General features: G+C 72.1%; 16 protein-coding genes and 1 tRNA gene. 10 read left to right on the forward strand and 7 right to left on the reverse strand.

The window, feature by feature from the left end; genetic code table 11:
- The first annotated feature begins 180 nt into the window (after positions 1-180).
- From VB738_RS00005 to VB738_RS00020, 4 genes are all read left to right on the forward strand, one after another.
- The gene (locus VB738_RS00005; protein WP_323303783.1) at positions 181-444 is read left to right on the forward strand and encodes a hypothetical protein; all 264 of its coding nucleotides are present in this window, start codon (positions 181-183) and stop codon (positions 442-444) included.
- Positions 441-1,151 carry an ABC transporter ATP-binding protein gene (locus VB738_RS00010; RefSeq protein ID WP_323303784.1) on the forward strand — a complete coding sequence of 237 codons (711 nt, stop codon included), beginning with the start codon at positions 441-443 and terminating at the stop codon, positions 1,149-1,151. Before VB738_RS00005 ends, VB738_RS00010 begins: the two co-directional genes overlap by 4 nt.
- A gap of 30 nt (positions 1,152-1,181) precedes the next feature.
- Positions 1,182-1,253, forward strand: a tRNA-Asn gene (locus VB738_RS00015).
- Between the two features lie 205 nt (positions 1,254-1,458).
- Entirely contained in the window at positions 1,459-2,256 is a 798-nt protein-coding gene (locus VB738_RS00020) for a response regulator transcription factor (RefSeq protein ID WP_323303785.1), read from the forward strand.
- A gap of 9 nt (positions 2,257-2,265) precedes the next feature.
- Here the strand turns inward: VB738_RS00020 and VB738_RS00025 are convergent, their stop codons facing one another.
- The 3 genes from VB738_RS00025 to VB738_RS00035 are packed head-to-tail and all read right to left on the reverse strand — an operon-like array spanning position 2,266 to position 6,279.
- Positions 2,266-3,225, reverse strand: coding sequence for a DNA polymerase III subunit delta' (locus VB738_RS00025; RefSeq protein WP_323303786.1), 960 nt, complete (start codon positions 3,223-3,225; stop codon positions 2,266-2,268).
- Positions 3,218-3,871: a dTMP kinase gene (gene tmk, locus VB738_RS00030; RefSeq protein WP_323303787.1), complete on the reverse strand. Its 654-nt coding sequence runs from the start codon at positions 3,869-3,871 to the stop codon at positions 3,218-3,220. The genes VB738_RS00025 and tmk overlap by 8 nt, the downstream gene beginning before the upstream one ends.
- Positions 3,868-6,279, reverse strand: coding sequence for a heavy metal translocating P-type ATPase (locus tag VB738_RS00035; protein WP_323303788.1), 2,412 nt, complete (start codon positions 6,277-6,279; stop codon positions 3,868-3,870). The genes tmk and VB738_RS00035 overlap by 4 nt, the downstream gene beginning before the upstream one ends.
- A 116-nt stretch (positions 6,280-6,395) precedes the next feature.
- On the opposite strand from VB738_RS00035, the gene VB738_RS00040 reads away from it, so the two are divergent.
- Positions 6,396-6,917 carry a photosystem I assembly protein Ycf3 gene (locus VB738_RS00040; RefSeq protein WP_323303789.1) on the forward strand — a complete coding sequence of 174 codons (522 nt, stop codon included), beginning with the start codon at positions 6,396-6,398 and terminating at the stop codon, positions 6,915-6,917.
- Here the strand turns inward: VB738_RS00040 and radA are convergent, their stop codons facing one another.
- Complete coding sequence (gene radA, locus VB738_RS00045) at positions 6,918-8,396, reverse strand: DNA repair protein RadA (protein WP_323303790.1); 1,479 nt, start codon at positions 8,394-8,396, stop codon at positions 6,918-6,920.
- Between the two features lie 103 nt (positions 8,397-8,499).
- Here radA and rpaB point away from each other — a divergent pair, with 103 nt between their 5' ends.
- The 5 genes from rpaB to VB738_RS00070 all read left to right on the forward strand — a co-directional run bounded on the left by rpaB (position 8,500) and on the right by VB738_RS00070 (position 13,282).
- Positions 8,500-9,246, forward strand: coding sequence for a response regulator transcription factor RpaB (gene rpaB / locus VB738_RS00050; RefSeq protein WP_015110442.1), 747 nt, complete (start codon positions 8,500-8,502; stop codon positions 9,244-9,246).
- Positions 9,227-10,579, forward strand: a complete 1,353-nt coding sequence (gene plsX / locus VB738_RS00055; RefSeq protein ID WP_323303791.1) for a phosphate acyltransferase PlsX — start codon at positions 9,227-9,229, stop codon at positions 10,577-10,579. Before rpaB ends, plsX begins: the two co-directional genes overlap by 20 nt.
- Before the next feature lie 73 nt (positions 10,580-10,652).
- A complete protein-coding gene (locus VB738_RS00060) occupies positions 10,653-11,660 on the forward strand; it encodes a beta-ketoacyl-ACP synthase III (protein ID WP_323304379.1) in 1,008 nt (335 codons plus the stop codon).
- Between the two features lie 27 nt (positions 11,661-11,687).
- Positions 11,688-12,560 carry an ACP S-malonyltransferase gene (gene fabD, locus VB738_RS00065; protein WP_323303792.1) on the forward strand — a complete coding sequence of 291 codons (873 nt, stop codon included), beginning with the start codon at positions 11,688-11,690 and terminating at the stop codon, positions 12,558-12,560.
- Positions 12,557-13,282 (forward strand): lysophospholipid acyltransferase family protein, encoded by a 726-nt coding sequence (locus tag VB738_RS00070; RefSeq protein ID WP_323303793.1) that lies wholly within the window; start codon positions 12,557-12,559, stop codon positions 13,280-13,282. The genes fabD and VB738_RS00070 overlap by 4 nt, the downstream gene beginning before the upstream one ends.
- Here VB738_RS00070 and VB738_RS00075 read toward each other — a convergent pair.
- From VB738_RS00075 to VB738_RS00085, 3 genes are read right to left on the reverse strand one after another with little or no spacing between them, the layout of a single operon-like run.
- On the reverse strand, positions 13,224-13,934 hold the full coding sequence (locus tag VB738_RS00075) for a YdcF family protein (RefSeq protein WP_323303794.1): 711 nt from the start codon (positions 13,932-13,934) through the stop codon (positions 13,224-13,226). The genes VB738_RS00070 and VB738_RS00075 overlap by 59 nt on opposite strands.
- Entirely contained in the window at positions 13,928-14,584 is a 657-nt protein-coding gene (gene tsaB / locus VB738_RS00080) for a tRNA (adenosine(37)-N6)-threonylcarbamoyltransferase complex dimerization subunit type 1 TsaB (RefSeq protein ID WP_323303795.1), read from the reverse strand. The genes VB738_RS00075 and tsaB overlap by 7 nt, the downstream gene beginning before the upstream one ends.
- On the reverse strand, positions 14,581-14,838 hold the full coding sequence (locus VB738_RS00085; RefSeq protein WP_323304380.1) for a Ycf34 family protein: 258 nt from the start codon (positions 14,836-14,838) through the stop codon (positions 14,581-14,583). Before VB738_RS00085 ends, tsaB begins: the two co-directional genes overlap by 4 nt.
- Positions 14,839-14,894: the final 56 nt, after the last annotated feature.

The raw sequence follows: 14,894 nt of genomic DNA on the forward strand, positions 1-14,894 counted from the left end.
GGGAGGTGCTTCACGAAGCGTTACAAGCAGACTTTAAAAGAGAACGCCCTTTCTGTGCGTCCGAGCGGGCCGTCGCCCTCAGGGATTGAGTACAAGCACCTACGCCTCCCCGACGGCCGACAATTCGCCAGAGTGGCCTGGCCAGCCCTCCCCGCCGTCCCGGCCCCAGACCCCTCCACCATGTACGTCGTCGAGATCTCCCTCCGGCTCAGCCCCATGCCCGTTGCCGTCCAGCGCAAGGACCTGGAGGCCGCCCGGGCCCTGTACGGGGAAGTGCGTCAGGCGCTCGAGAGCGGGCACCCCAAGGTGCTCGAGCTCACCTGCGAGAAGGACGAGCAGAAGCGCGTCAGTCTCCTGAGCGGCGAGATCGTCGCCGTGCAGATTTATGAGAAGTCATCGGTCGCCGGCGGTGGCAAGCGTCCCGGCTTCAGCTTCGAGCCTTGACCGCAGCGGCGACCTCAGAGGCGGTCGAGCCGCCCCTGAGGGTTGAGGGACTCCGCTTTGGCTGGGGCGAAGGGGCCCTGGCCCTGAGTGACTGTCAGCTGCGCATTCCGGGGCCAGGCCTCTGGATGCTCGTCGGCAGCAACGGCAGCGGCAAGAGCACCCTGCTGCGCCTGATCGCCGGCCTGCTCACACCGACGGCCGGGACCATCACCTGCCAGGGCAGGCCAGCCCTGGTGTTCCAGAACCCCGACCACCAGCTGCTGCTGCCCAGCTGCGGCAGCGATCTGCAACTGGGTCTCCCTGAGGGACTCGACGATCGCGCCCGTGCCGGGCGGGTGGCGTCGGCCCTGGCCCAGGTGGGCCTGGCGGGCCTGCAGCAGCGCCCCATCCATACCCTGAGCGGCGGCCAGAAGCAGCGGCTGGCGATCGCCGGGGCCCTGGCCAGCGCGGCGACCCTGCTGCTGCTCGATGAACCCACGGCACTGCTGGATCCGGACAGCCAGAAGGAGGTGCTGGAGCTGATTCACCGACTGTGCCACCGCAGCCCGTCCCCCCTCACGGCGTTGTGGATCACCCACCGCCTTGAGGAACTGGAGTGCTGCGACGGGGCCGCCCGCATGGAAGCCGGCACGATCGGCCCCTGGCAGAGCGGCGAAAGCCTGCGCCGCTCCCTGGCCCCCTTGCCCGCCGGCGGGGCCGAAAGGTAAGGTCTTCAAATCCCGGTACGCCGGGTGTTTTCCTCGGTAGCTCAGTGGTAGAGCGGTCGGCTGTTAACCGATTGGTCGCAGGTTCGAATCCCGCCCGGGGAGTTTCTCCTTCCGCCCGTTGCCGGGCCCCAGCCACCGGCCACGGCTTCCGACGGCTGTCCCCTGAGCCGAGCTGCCGCCCCCGGCCAGGGAGCGCACCTGCACCCTGCCCCCTGCGGCCTTGCCGCAAAGCCACGACACTGTTGGCTCCCGTGCCCGTGTTCCCCCCTCAGGCACCCACGACGACACGCCTCGCCTCGACCCTCCCATGAAGCCCTCGATCCTGCTCATCGAAGATGACGGCGACATGCTTGATCTCGTCGCCGGACACCTCGAGCACGGCGGCTTCGATGTCCAGAGAGCAGCCGACGGCATCAAGGGCCAGGCCCTGGCGGTTCAGTACTGCCCCGATGTGATCCTCCTCGACCTCATGCTGCCCAAGGTCGACGGCCTCACCCTCTGTCAGCGCCTCCGCCGCGACGAGCGCACCGCCAAGATCCCCATCCTCATGCTCACCGCCCTCGGCAGCACCAAGGACAAGGTCAGCGGCTTCAACTCCGGGGCCGACGACTACCTCACCAAGCCCTTCGACCTTGAGGAGCTCATGGTCAGGGTCAAGGCCCTTCTCCGGCGCAGCGAGCGCGCCCCCCTCTCCGCCAAGCACAACGAAATCCTCAGCTTCAGCTGTCTCACCCTCGTTCCCGAGCGCTTCGAGGCCATCTGGTTCGATGCACCCGTCCGCCTCACCCACACCGAGTTCGAACTCCTCCACTGCCTTCTCCAGCGCCACGGACAGACCGTCGCCCCCTCGCTCATCCTCAAGGAGGTCTGGGGTTACGAACCCGACGACGACATCGAAACCATCCGGGTCCACATCCGCCACCTCCGCACCAAGCTCGAACCCGATCCCCGCAAACCCCGCTTCATCAAGACCGTCTACGGCGCCGGCTACTGCCTTGAGCTGCCTCCCGCCGATCAGATGGAACCCCTCGCCGCCGCCATCCGCAGTGCCAGGGAGGCCAGGCTCACGGCTGATGCCAAAACGAACGAAGGGGCGGTGGCCTGAGCGGCCCCCTCAGGTGCCCAGGTCGAGCAGGGCCACCTCCCAGGCCAGCCGCGGCTGGACATAGGCCAGCAGGTGGGCGCGCAGTTGCTCAATGCGCCGCAGGGGCGCCGCCTCCAGGCGCCGCCGCCAGAGCTGCAGCTGCCACCAGTCGAGCAACCAGAGCTGCTGCTCACCATCGAGGGCCTCGCTGAGATCGCGGGCCAGACCAAGGGCCTCCATCGGCTCCCGGCCCAGGGCCAGCAACCGGTCCGCCAGGCCTTCGGGCAGTCCGTGCCAGACACGCCGGTGGCGCAGCAGGGCCCCGGGCGAGCCGGCGGCCAGCTCGATGAGCTCGGGAGGATCGGCCACGCCCCCCTCCCCAGCCCCCTCCGGCGCCGGCAGGCCCGCCAGCACCTGGTGCACCAGGGCGGGGGACAGACGCGCGAAGGGGATGGCCTGGCAACGGGAGCGGATGGTGCTCAGCAGCCGGTCCGGCGTCGCCGTGAGCAGGATCAGCAGGCCGTGGCCCGGTTCCTCAAGCGTCTTGAGCAGGGCATTGGCGGCCGCTTCGGCCATGGCCTCGACCGTGTCCAGCACCACCAGGGAACGCTCCCCCTCCACCGGACGGCGTGCCAGGAAACGGGTCACCTCCCGCACCTGCTCCAGACGCAACTGGGGGGGACTGCGGCGGCTGAGGCCCTGGGCCTCGGCCTCGGAGGCCTTCACCAGCCGGCCCTGGTGCAGGTGGGTGGGCTCGACCCAGAGCAGATCGGGGTGGTTGCCCTCCGCCAGGCGTCGCCGCAGCGGTACCGATCCGGTGGTTCCCCCGGCGAGCACCCCTTCGAGCAGGCGCAGGGCCGCCAGCCGGCGGCCCACGCCCTCGGGCCCGACGAACAGGTAGGCGGGTGCCAGCCGACGCCGTTCCAGGGCGGCCGTGAGCAGGGCCACCGCCTGGGGCTGGCCCACCAGATCGGCGAACAGCTCAGCCATGGCCCCGTGCGTCGGCGGCGCCCAGGTGCTCCGTGATCAGGGTGCGGCAGTGGGCCGTCACCTGCTCGATCGGCCCTCCGGCCGCGACCCGCTGCCAGCCCCGCTCGGCGGCCAGGGTGGCGAAGCCGTCGCTGACCCGCTGCAGGAAGGCCTCGCCCGTGGCCTCGATCCGGTCGGCGGGCCGACCGCCGCGGCGCCGCAGGGACCCGGCCAGGGGCAGATCGAGCCAGAGGGTGAGATCGGGCTCCAGGCCGCCGGTGGCCATCGCCTCGAGCTGGTGGATGGTGGCCATGGGCAGGCCGCGGCCATGGCCCTGGTAGGCCGCGGTGGAGCCGCTGTAGCGATCACTCAGCACCCAGTCGCCGGCGGCCAGGGCGGGGCGCAGGCACTCCTCGACGTGCTGGGCCCGGTCGGCGGCATAGAGCATCAGCTCGCAGAGGCTGCCGGGAGCGACCCCGTCTGGAGGGTGCAACAGCAGGGCTCGCAGCGCCTGGCCCAGGGCCGTCCCGCCCGGTTCCCGCGTCACCACCAGCCGCGAGTCGGGGGCCATCAGGCCGCTGAGCGGCAGCCAGGCGCGCAGGGCCTCGATCTGGGTGGTCTTGCCGCAGCCGTCGATGCCCTCCAGCACCAGGAAGCGCCCGCTCATGGCGACCGATCCGGGGGAAGATCCTGCAGGAGCAGGGCGTTGCCGACGACGGTGATCGAGCTGAAGGCCATCAGCAGGGCCGCCAGTTCGGGCGAGAGGCTCAGGCCGAAGCCCGGCAGGAGCGCACCGGCGGCGATCGGCAGGACGATCAGGTTGTAGCCGAAGGCCCAGGCCAGGTTCTGGCGGACCTTGGCCATGGTGCGTCGGGCGATCTCCAGGGCCCGGACGATGCCGTCGAGTCCTTCCCCCATCACCACCAGGGCCGCGCTCTCCTGGGCGATCTGGGTGCCCGTGCCGACGGCGATGCCCAGGTCGGCGGCGGCCAGGGCAGGGGCATCGTTGATCCCGTCGCCCACCATCGCCACGGCCCCCTGACGATGGGCCAGCAGCAGGCGTTCCAGCTTCTGCTCGGGCCGCAGCTCCCAGGCCAGTTCCTCCGTCCGCAGGCCCAGGCGGCGGCCCAGCCCCTCGACGCTGGCGCGCCGATCACCGCTGAGCAGGCCCAGCCGCAGCCCCAGCCGCCTCAGGCGGCTCACGGTGGCGGCTGCATCGGCCCGCGGCCTGTCCTCCACCGCCAGGAGTCCCAGCAGCCGTCCCTCGGCAGCCACCGCCAGCAGGGTGGCCCCGCCGGCCTCCAGGTCCTGCTGCAGAGCCGCGACTGCGGGCTCCACCCTCACCCCGTGGCGAGCCAGCCAGTCCAGCCGCCCCACCCGCACCAGGCCGGAGCCCTCCACCAACCCCTGCAACCCTTCCCCAGGGAGGGTCTGGGCCTCGCTGACGGTCAGCAGGGGGAGTCCCCGGCACTGCGCCTCCTGCAGCACGGCGTGGGCCAGGGGATGGCGGCTGTGCTGCTCAAGGCTCGCCGCCAGCTGCACCAGCCGGGCGGCCTCGGCCGCCACCGCCGGGCTGCCCGGGGCCGCCCCCACAACCCGGACGTCCGTCACCAGGGGGCGGCCGATGGTGAGGGTGCCGGTCTTGTCGAACAGCACCGCCTCCAGCCGCGAGGCGGTCTCGATCGCATCGCCGCCCCGGAACAGCAGGCCGGAGCGGGCCGCCAGCCCGGAACCCACCGTGATCGCCGTCGGCGTGGCCAGGCCCAGGGCGCAGGGACAGGCCACCACCAGCACCGCGATGGCCAGTTGCAGCCCCAGGCTGAAGGGAGTGCCGGCTCCCCCGCCCCCGTGAGCCAGGGAGCCGTGGCCGTGGGCGCCATGGCCGGTGGCCGCGGCCACGGTGAGCACCTCGGGCCAGTGTCGGCACCCCCACAGCCACCAGAACAGCAGGGTGGCCAGCGCCAGCAGCAGCACCACGAGGGTGAAGCGACCGGCGACCCTGTCGGCCAGCCCCTGGATCGGGGCCTTGCGGGCCTGGGCCCGTTCCACCAGCCGCACGATGCGGGCGATGGCGCTGTCGGCACCGCTGTGGCGCACCTCCAGCACCAGGGAGCTCTCCAGGTTGAGCAGGCCGGCGGCCAGCTCACTGCCCGCTTCCACCGCCTGCGGCCGGGACTCGCCGGTGAGGCTGGAGGCGTCGACGCGCGAGCAGCCCTCCAGCACCACCCCGTCCACCGGCACCCGGTCCCCCGGCAGGAGCCGCAGCCGGTCGCCCGGCCGCAGCCCCCCCACCCGTACCTGGCGGGGGGGGTCGTCGCCCAGGAGCAGCAGGGCATGGTCGGGCTGGAGGGCGCCCAGCTCCTCAATGGCCCGGCCGGTGCGGTAGCGGGCGCGCTCCTCGAGGAAACGGCCGGTGAGGACGAAGCCGAGCAGCATCACCGGCTCGTTGAAATAGCAGGGCCAGCCGCTGGCCGGCCACAGCCAGCCCACCAGGCTGGAGAGGTAGGCGCTGGCCACCCCCAGTCCCACCAGGGTGTCCATGCCGGGCACCCCGGCCAGGGCCGAACGGGCGCCGCGGACCAGGATCGGCCGGCCGGGGAAGGCCAGGGCCAGGGTGGCCACCAGGGCATGGAACCAGGGGCTGCCCAGCAGCGGCCAGGGGCCGCGCCAGGCCAGCAGACCGGCATCGGCCAGATGCCCCAGTCCGGAGACAAGCAACAGCAGCAGGGCCACCAGCAGCTGGCGCCAGTGGCGCCACCACTGCTCGGCCTGGCGGCGCTCCCGCTGGCTGGCCGGCTCCGGCTCCTGGGGGCGCAGCCGGGCCTGGAAGCCCAGGCCCTCAAGGCTGCCCAGCAGGGCGGGCAGCGGATCGGCGGCGCTGCCGTCGGGTCCCTCGACCCGGGGCTCCAGATCCACCCAGGCCGTGCGGGTCAGCAGGTTGACGCTCGCCTGGCGCACCCCTGCGGTCTGCAGGAGGCGCTGCTCCACGGCGCGGACACAGCCGCCGCATTTCATGCCCTCCACATCGAGGAGCAACGGCTCGCGGGGGCTGCTGGCGGGGGGGGTGGCGCTCAAGCGGGGGGTGCCGGTGCTGGGTGCCGGAGGGGGGGCCGGGCCCCAGGCTAGGGAGCCGCCACGCCCTTGCCCCGACCGCCCGAGGCAGGATGGGGTGACGATCCGGACCTGGACCCTTGCCCCGCTCGCAGCGCAACGACAACTTCATCGACAAGAGCTTCACGGTCATGGCCGACCTGATCGTCAAGCTGCTGCCGATCGATCCCAAGGCGAAGGAGGCCTACGTCTATTACCGCGACGGCCTGTCGGCCCAGAACGACGGCGACTACGCGGAGGCGCTGGAGAACTACGAGGAGGCCCTGAAGCTCGAGGAGAACAGCATCGACCGGGGCGAGATCTTCAAGAACATGGCGATCATCTTCATGAGCAACGGCGAGGAGGAGAAGGCCCTCGACTACTACCGCCAGTCCCTGGAGGCCAACGGCAACTCCCCCTCCTGCCTCAAGAACATGGGGCTGATCTACGAGAAGTGGGGCCGGCTGGCCGAGGAGACCGGCGACCAGGACGCGGCCGACCGCTGGTTCGACGAGGCGGCCGTGCACTGGACCAAGGCGGTGCGTCTCTACCCGGGCGGCTACCTGGACATCGAGAACTGGCTCAAGTCCTCCGGCCGCAGCAACGTCGACGTCTACTTCTGATCAGACATCTCCTTCTGACGACTCGGGGTTGACCCCCAGGCCGGCGACCAGGGCCTCGGCCACCGTGGCCGCCTCCAGCAGCTGCAGGCCCAGGCCGGCCGCCACCGACCCGAGGGCACTGCCGCGGGGCACCACGGCCCGAACGAACCCCAGCCGGGCCGCCTCCTGCAGGCGCAGCTCCAGCTGGCCCACGGGCCGCAGCTGGCCCCCCAGTCCCAGTTCCCCCAGCAGCACGGTGCCCGCCGGCAGGGTGAGGTCGCGGTAACTGGCCACCACGGCGGCCGCCACCCCCAGATCCGCCGCCGGTTCCTCCACCTCCAGGCCACCAGCCACCGCCAGGTAGCAGTCGAAGCGGGAGAGGGGCAGGCCCATGTGCTTCTCCAGCACCGCCAGGATCTGGTGCAGCCGGTTGGTGCCGATCCCGGTGGCGGTGCGCCGCGGGCTGGCGTAGCTGGTGGGGCTGACCAGGGCCTGGATCTCCACCAGGAGCGGGCGGGTGCCCTCGCAGGCCACGATCGTGGCGGTGCCGGGACTGGGGCCATCCCCGGCCAGGAACAGCTCGCTGGGGTTGCTCACCTCCACCAGGCCCGCCCCCCGCATCTCGAACACCCCCAGTTCGTGGGTGGCGCCGAAGCGGTTCTTCGCCGCTCGCAGCAGCCGGTGGCTGGCGAAGCGGTCCCCTTCGAAGGTGAGCACCGCATCCACCAGATGCTCGAGCACCTTGGGACCCGCCAGCATCCCCTCCTTGGTGACGTGCCCCACCAGCACCAGGGCGGTGTGCTGCCGCTTGGCGATGCGCTGCAGGGCGGCGGCGCATTCCCGCACCTGGGACACCGACCCGGGGGCGCTGCCCAGCTCGGCGTCGTGCAGGGCCTGGATGCTGTCGATGATCGCCACCGCGGGCCGCAGGGTCTCCAGCTCCTGCAGCACCAGCTCCAGGTCGGTCTCCGCCAGCAGGCGCAGGCCCTCGCTGTCGCCGTCGCCTGCCTCCGGCACGGCGCCGGTTGCAGCGCCGGAGCCGTCCTCGGCCAGGCGCCGCCAGCGCAGCTTCACCTGCTGGGCCGATTCCTCGGCGCTCACGTACAGCACCACCGACCGCGAGGCCATGGCGCGGGCGCTCTGCAGCAGCAGGGTGCTCTTGCCGATGCCCGGGTCACCCCCCAGCAGGACCAGGGAACCGGGCACCAGGCCGCCGCCCAGCACCCGGTCCAGTTCGCCGTAGCCGCTGGCCAGGCGTTGCAGGGGCAGGTCTCCGACGGCCTGGATCGGTTCGGAGCGGCGGGGCCGGCCCGGCATCCCGGCCCCGTCAGCCCCCGGAACCGTGCTGGAGGCCACCGGCCGGCGGCGGCGGGTATCGCCGCTCGGCTCGCTCTGCTCCACCAGGGTGTTCCAGCCGCCGCAGGCGGCGCAGCGGCCGAAGAACTGCCGTGTCCTGGCGCCACAGGCCTGGCAGACGAACGAGGAACCGGGACGGGCCAAGGCGGGCGGGCGGTGTGTATGAAGAAAGGTGGCGTTCGGTGAATTCCCGACCTTCCGGCCGGTTCAGTGGGTCGGAACCGTGTTGCATTCTCCTCGCCGCGCAATGACGGCCTCCCCCACCGCCAAGGAAACGATCCTCGTCGTCGACGACGAGGCCAGCATTCGCCGGATCCTCGAGACGCGCCTCTCGATGATCGGCTATCAGGTGGTCACCGCCAGCGACGGCGAGGAGGCCATCGAGGCCTTCCACCGCGTCCTGCCGGACCTGGTGGTCCTCGACGTGATGATGCCCAAGCTCGACGGCTATGGCGTCTGCCAGGAGCTGCGCAAGGAATCGGACGTGCCGATCGTGATGCTCACGGCCCTCGGTGACGTGGCCGACCGCATCACCGGGCTCGAGCTCGGGGCCGACGACTATGTCGTCAAACCCTTCAGCCCCAAGGAACTGGAGGCCCGCATCCGCTGCGTGCTGCGACGGGTCGAGAAGGACCCGGGCGCGGGGATCCCCAACTCCGGCGTGATCCAGGTGGGCGATCTCCGCATCGACACCAACAAGCGCCAGGTGTACCGGGGCGATGAGCGCATCCGCCTCACCGGCATGGAGTTCAGCCTGCTGGAGCTGCTGGTGAGCCGTTCCGGCGAGCCCTTCAGCCGCGGCGAGATCCTCAAGGAGGTGTGGGGCTACACGCCCGAGCGTCATGTGGACACCCGCGTGGTGGATGTCCACATCTCGCGGCTGCGCTCCAAACTGGAGGATGATCCAGCCAACCCCGAGCTGATCCTCACGGCGCGGGGCACCGGTTATCTGTTCCAGCGCATCGTTGAACCCGTTGCCACCGAAGGATCCTGAAGGCGCAGGGCGCGACGGCCGTCGCTTCGCCTCCAATCGCCCCAAACCCAACCGCACGATCCGCCGCCTGGTGATCTGGTACCGCCGCAACGCGGCCGTCACCAGCCTGGTGGGCACCGCCACCGCCACCGCCAGCGGCGCCGCCTCGGGGGCGGTGTCGGTGGCCGGCAGCATGGCTGGCGCCGCCACCAACGTGGCGGGCTCCGTGCTCCAGCCCCTGGTGTTCGATCCGCTGCGCCGTCTGCAGCAGGGGAGCCACACCGGCGCCGCCATCGACGACCGGCAGCGCCTCTGGGTGGCCGTCGACGGCATGGGCGGGGACCACGCCCCGGGACCGATCCTGGAGGGCTGCCTGCGGGCCGTGGCCCTGCTGCCCCTGCGCATCCGATTCGTGGCCGAGCCGGAGCCGCTGCGGCAGGCGGTGGCGGCCATGGGCCTCGGCCATGAGCTGGAGGAGGCGGTGCAGCGCGGCCTGGTCCAGGTGGTGCCCAGCGGCCCGTCGGTGGGCATGAACGAGGAGGCCACCGTGGTGCGCCGCAAGCGCGACGCCAGCATCAACGTGGCCATGGACCTGGTCAAGAACGGCGAGGCCACCGCCGTCTATTCCGCCGGCAACTCCGGCGCCGTGATGGCGGCGGCGATCTTCCGCCTCGGCCGACTGGCCGGCATCGATCGGCCGGCCATCGGCGCCCTGTTCCCCACCAAGGACCCCAGCCAGCAGGTGCTGGTGCTCGACGTGGGGGCCAACATGGACTGCAAGCCCGAATGGCTGCACCAGTTCGCCCTGCTCGGGAACATCTACAGCCGCGACGTGCTGCAGGTGAAGCGGCCCCGTATCGGCCTGGTGAACATCGGCGAAGAGGCGTGCAAGGGCAACGACCTCTGCCTGCGCACCCATCCGCTGCTGGCGGGGGACGAGCGCTTCGTGTTCGCCGGCAACTGCGAAGGGCGCGACATCCTCTCCGGTGACTTCGACGTGGTGGTCTGCGACGGCTTCACCGGCAACGTGCTGCTGAAATTCCTCGAATCAGTGGGCAGCGTCCTGCTGGACGTGCTGCGGGCCGAGCTGCCCCGGGGACGGCGGGGCAAGGTGGGCTCCGCCTTCCTGCGCAGCAACCTGGTGCGGATCAAGAAACGCCTCGACCATGCCGAGCACGGCGGGGCCCTGCTGCTCGGGGTCGACGGCGTCTGCGTGATCGGCCACGGCAGCAGCCGGGCCCTCTCGGTGGTGAGTGCCCTGCGCCTGGCCCACTCCGCCGCCAGCCACGGCGTCATGGACGACCTGCACGCCCTCGGCGAGGGGAGCGCCGGAGTGGCAACCACCTGTGGTTGACTGTGCCCACCTGTGAACCGAATGGGTGCCGCTCGGCTCGGACAAGACGGTGACCACGGCCGCCTTGCGGGGAATGGCCCTGGTGGGCTGCGGACGCGCCCTCCCTGCCGCCAGCATCAGTAATGACCAGCTGAGCGAGCGGGTCGAGACCAACGACGACTGGATCCGCAGCCGCACCGGCATCGGCGCCCGGCGGGTCGCCGGCCCCGGCGAGACGGTCACCAGCCTGGCCGCCGAAGCCGCCCGGGCGGCCCTGGCCCATGCGGGCTGGCAGGCCGACCAGGTGGATCTGATCCTGCTGGCCACCTCCAGCCCGGACGACCTGTTCGGCACCGCCCCGCGGGTGCAGGCGGCCCTGGGGGCCCATCGGGCGGTGGCCTTCGATCTCACCGCCGCCTGCAGCGGCTTCCTGTTCGCCCTGATCACCGCGGCCCAGTACATCCGCGGCGGCACGATGCGGCGGGTGCTGGTGATCGGCGCCGACCAGCTGAGCCGCTGGCTCGACTGGGACGACCGCCGCACCTGTGTCCTGTTCGGCGACGGGGCCGGCGCCGTGGCCGTGGAGGCCTGCGACCCCGCCGCCGACGGCCTGGTGGGCTTTCGCATGCGATCGGACGGCAGCCGCAACGCCTGCCTCACCCTGGCCCAGGTGGCCGAGCAACGCCCGCTGGTGGGGGATCTCTCCGCCCAGGTGGGCGGCTTCGCGCCAATCCACATGAACGGCCAGGAGGTCTACAAGTTCGCCGTGCGCGAAGTGCCCGCCGTGCTGGCGGAGCTGCTGGAGGCCACGGGCACCGCCGCCGCCGACGTGGACTGGCTGCTGCTGCACCAGGCCAACCAGCGCATCCTCGATGCGGTGGCCGACCGCTTCGCCATGCCCGCCGAGCGGGTGCTCAGCAACCTCTCGGCCTATGGCAACACCTCCGCCGCCACGATCCCGCTGATGCTCGACGAAGCCGTCCGCGATGGACGGGTCGGCGCCGGCGACCTGATCGCCAGCAGCGGCTTCGGCGCCGGCCTCAGCTGGGGCGCCGCCCTGTTCCGCTGGAGCGGTCCCGGGCGCCCGCCAGCCGAGCCCTAATCTCCTGCCGTTGCACGGGAGGCTTGCATGGCCATCGCCTGGGTGTTTCCGGGACAGGGTTCGCAGAAGCCGGGAATGGCCGACGGGGTGATCGACCTGCCGGGAGCCCGGGAGCGCTTCGATCGGGCCTCGGCGCTGCTCGGCCGCGACCTGCTGGCCATCTGTGCCGATGGCGACCTCAACGACACCCGCAACACCCAGCCGGCCCTGTTCGTGGTCGAGAGCCTGCTGGTGGATGAACTGCATCGGCAGGGCCGTAACGCCCTGTTGGTGGCGGGCCACAGCCTTGGCGAGCTGGTGGCGCTCTACGCCGCCGGTGTCTTTGACGCCGAGACCGGCCTGGGCCTGATGCGCCGCCGCAGCGAGCTGATGGCCGCCGCCTGCGGCGGCGCCATGACCGCCGTGATGGGCTTCGACCGGGACGAGCTCGAGCAGGCGGTGGCCACCACCGAAGGGGTGGTGATCGCCAACGACAACAGCGCCGCCCAGGTGGTGCTCTCCGGCACCCCGGAGGCAGTGGCGAGTATCGCGGCCACGGTGCGCTGCAAGCGGGCCATCCCCCTGGCGGTGTCCGGCGCCTTCCATTCCCCCTTCATGGCCGCCGCCGCCGAGGCCTTCGCCGCCGAACTGGAGGCGGTGCCCTTCGCCGACGCCCGGATCCCCGTGCTCAGCAACGCCGATCCCCGGCCCGAGACCGACGCCACCGTGCTCAAGGAGCGGCTGCGGCGGCAGATGACCCAGGGTGTGCGCTGGCGGGAGACCATGGACCGGCTGCAGGCCGAGGGGATCAGCACCGCTGTGGAGATCGGTCCGGGCAACGTGCTCTCCGGCCTGATCAAGCGCAGCTGCCCCGGGCTCGGTACCGCCCAGATCGCCACCTCAGCCGACCTGGGCCAGTGAGACGCCGCCGCCGCCCCCCCGCCGATCCCCCCGCCCTGCTGAGCACGCCGAAGCCGAGCCTGACCTACCGGCTGATCAGCTACCTGCTGGTGTTTCCCGTCTTCCGGATGCTGTTCCGGGGTCGGACCACCGGCAACGACAACGTGCCCCTGGAGGGGGCCGTGGTGGTGGTGGCCAACCACGGGTCCCACCTGGATCCGCCGCTGCTGGGGCACGCCCTCGGCCGGCCAGTGGCCTTCATGGCCAAGGCGGAGCTGTTCCGGGTGCCGCTGCTGGGGCCCATCATCCGGGCCTGCGGCGCCTACCCGGTGGAGCGCGGTGCCGGTGACCGGGAAGCGATCCGCACCGCCACCGACCGGCTGCTGCAGGGCTGGGCCACCGGGGTGTTCCTCGACGGCACCCGCCAGACGGATGGCCGCGTCAACCAGCCCCAGCCGGGGGCGGCCCTGCTGGCGGCCCGGGCCGGCGTGCCGCTGCTGCCGGTGGCGATCATCAACAGCCACCGGGCCCTTGGACCCGGCGGCCACGGCCCCCGGCTGGTGCCGATCCACATCCGCATCGGCACCCCGATCCCACCACCGGCCTCCCGGCGTCGCCCCGACCTGGATGCCGCCACCCGCGCCGCCCAGGAGCAGATCAACCGCATGCTCGACCTGGGCCCGATCAGCGGATCCCTGCTTTTTCCAGCCAGGGAGCCACCCGCTCTTCCACCCACGGCCTGATGTCCTGACCGCTGATCACCCAGAGGGCCGCCCTGGCGCCGTCGCCCCAGAGGCGCCGCCGGCCCTCGACGACGCAGAGCTCGCCGCAGGGCACGGGGACCGGGGTGAGATGGATGCCGCGGCTGCCGGCCACGATCCGTCCCACCAGCAGGGCCCGCTCCATGTGGTCGGCGGAGGTGACCAGCAAGGCATGGCGGATCCGGGCCTTGCGCAGGTCGTCCACCAGGGAGGTGAAGTTGGACATCGTGTCGCGGGCCCGGTAGTCGAGCTGGACCTGGCGGGGGGACAGACCCTCCTTCTGCAGGAACAGCCAGTGGGCGTACTCGGGGTTGGTGCCGCCGGTGACCACCACCGGCAGTCCGTCCACCCGGGCCAGGCGGGCCGCCGCCGCCTCCCGATCGGCATCCCCCCCCAGCACCAGGATCATCTGGGGCGGCGGCGGCGTGGGCCACCAGCCACCGCGCGACAGCCACAGCAGGGCCAGTCCCGCCAGGCCTGCCAGCAGCACCCGGCCCGAAACGGGTCGCCGGGGACGCGGCCCCCGGCGCGAGCGCTGGGGGGCGACGGCCGGGGGCATGGCGGTGGTGGCGGGGCGACGCGGGCGGCGCCGGCGCGGCCGGGGCTGGGGGCGGGATCCGGGGCGGCTCAGCATGGGAGCGCCTCCACCGGACTGGTGGGATAGAGGGGCAGCACCGGTTGCCAGGGGGCATCCTGTCCTTCCGCGGCGTTGGCCGCACCGATGCCGAGCAGCTGGATCACGTCCTCCGGCAGCTGCACCAGGGCCGGAAGGATCGGGTACGGGGCCAGCGCCCCACTGTCGCGATGGAGCCGGGGCGCTTCCAGCTCGGCGATGCCGCCGGGCTGGCCCGGGTCGGCGCCGTAGAGCCCCGCCACCACACCGCGCCGCGGCAGTTCCTGCAGCAGCCAGAAAGGACCGTCGCCTGGAGGCTGGGATCCGGTGAGCAGGCGGCGGGCCATCAGGCGGAAACTGCTGATCCCGTCCAGGGGCAGCGCCAGCTGCTGGGCCAGGGTGCGGGCCAGCACCACCGTCAGGCGGGTGCCCGTGAAGCCCCCGGGGCCGGTGGCCACCGCCAGACGGCCCAGCCGGGGCCAGGCGCTGGCCGGCAGCACCGACTCCAGACACTCGAACAACCCGTTGGAGAGGGAGCGACCCAGGGGGAACGTCTCCAGCCGCTCGGGCGCCGCTGCACCGAGGCGCTGCAGCCCCACACCGAGGCTCTCGCTGGAACTGTGCAGGGCCAGCAGCCAGCGGCGGCCGTCCGGATCGGGAAGCGCGCTCATGTGGGCAGCGGTCCCTCGGGCCGGCAGCGACGCCAGCGGCCCGGATCGGAGCGGAAGTCGGAGCAGGCCCGCACGTCCCACTCCACCCCCACGCTGGTGCCGCCGGTATCGAGATCGACCACCTGCACGTGGATGCGCGGCTGGCGGGGGCTGAAGTCGGGCTGGGGATTGAGGTGGGCGACGCCATGCTGGCGCTCGACCGCGTGGTAGGCCTGACACCGCTCGACCCAGTGGCAATCCACGCAGATGCACATGCCGCCGCGGCCCAGCAGGGCGCCCATTGTGGCGTGCGAGCCGGGACGTCAAGTCC

Source organism: Cyanobium gracile UHCC 0139 (genome assembly GCF_034931325.1).
GTDB classification, from domain to species: domain Bacteria; phylum Cyanobacteriota; class Cyanobacteriia; order PCC-6307; family Cyanobiaceae; genus Cyanobium; species Cyanobium gracile_B.

Bases quoted from the DNA above. Each gene is read 5' to 3' on its own strand.
- tmk (WP_323303787.1), bottom strand. From the start codon at position 3,871: ATGAGCGGGCGCTTCCTGGTGCTGGAGGGCATCGACGGCTGCGGCAAG.
- VB738_RS00025 (WP_323303786.1), bottom strand. From the start codon at position 3,225: ATGGCTGAGCTGTTCGCCGATCTGGTGGGCCAGCCCCAGGCGGTGGCC.
- rpaB (WP_015110442.1), top strand. From the start codon at position 8,500: ATGACGGCCTCCCCCACCGCCAAGGAAACGATCCTCGTCGTCGACGAC.
- VB738_RS00085 (WP_323304380.1), bottom strand. From the start codon at position 14,838: ATGTGCATCTGCGTGGATTGCCACTGGGTCGAGCGGTGTCAGGCCTAC.
- VB738_RS00060 (WP_323304379.1), top strand. From the start codon at position 10,653: ATGGCCCTGGTGGGCTGCGGACGCGCCCTCCCTGCCGCCAGCATCAGT.
- tsaB (WP_323303795.1), bottom strand. From the start codon at position 14,584: ATGAGCGCGCTTCCCGATCCGGACGGCCGCCGCTGGCTGCTGGCCCTG.
- VB738_RS00020 (WP_323303785.1), top strand. From the start codon at position 1,459: ATGAAGCCCTCGATCCTGCTCATCGAAGATGACGGCGACATGCTTGAT.
- VB738_RS00075 (WP_323303794.1), bottom strand. From the start codon at position 13,934: ATGCTGAGCCGCCCCGGATCCCGCCCCCAGCCCCGGCCGCGCCGGCGC.
- fabD (WP_323303792.1), top strand. From the start codon at position 11,688: ATGGCCATCGCCTGGGTGTTTCCGGGACAGGGTTCGCAGAAGCCGGGA.
- VB738_RS00005 (WP_323303783.1), top strand. From the start codon at position 181: ATGTACGTCGTCGAGATCTCCCTCCGGCTCAGCCCCATGCCCGTTGCC.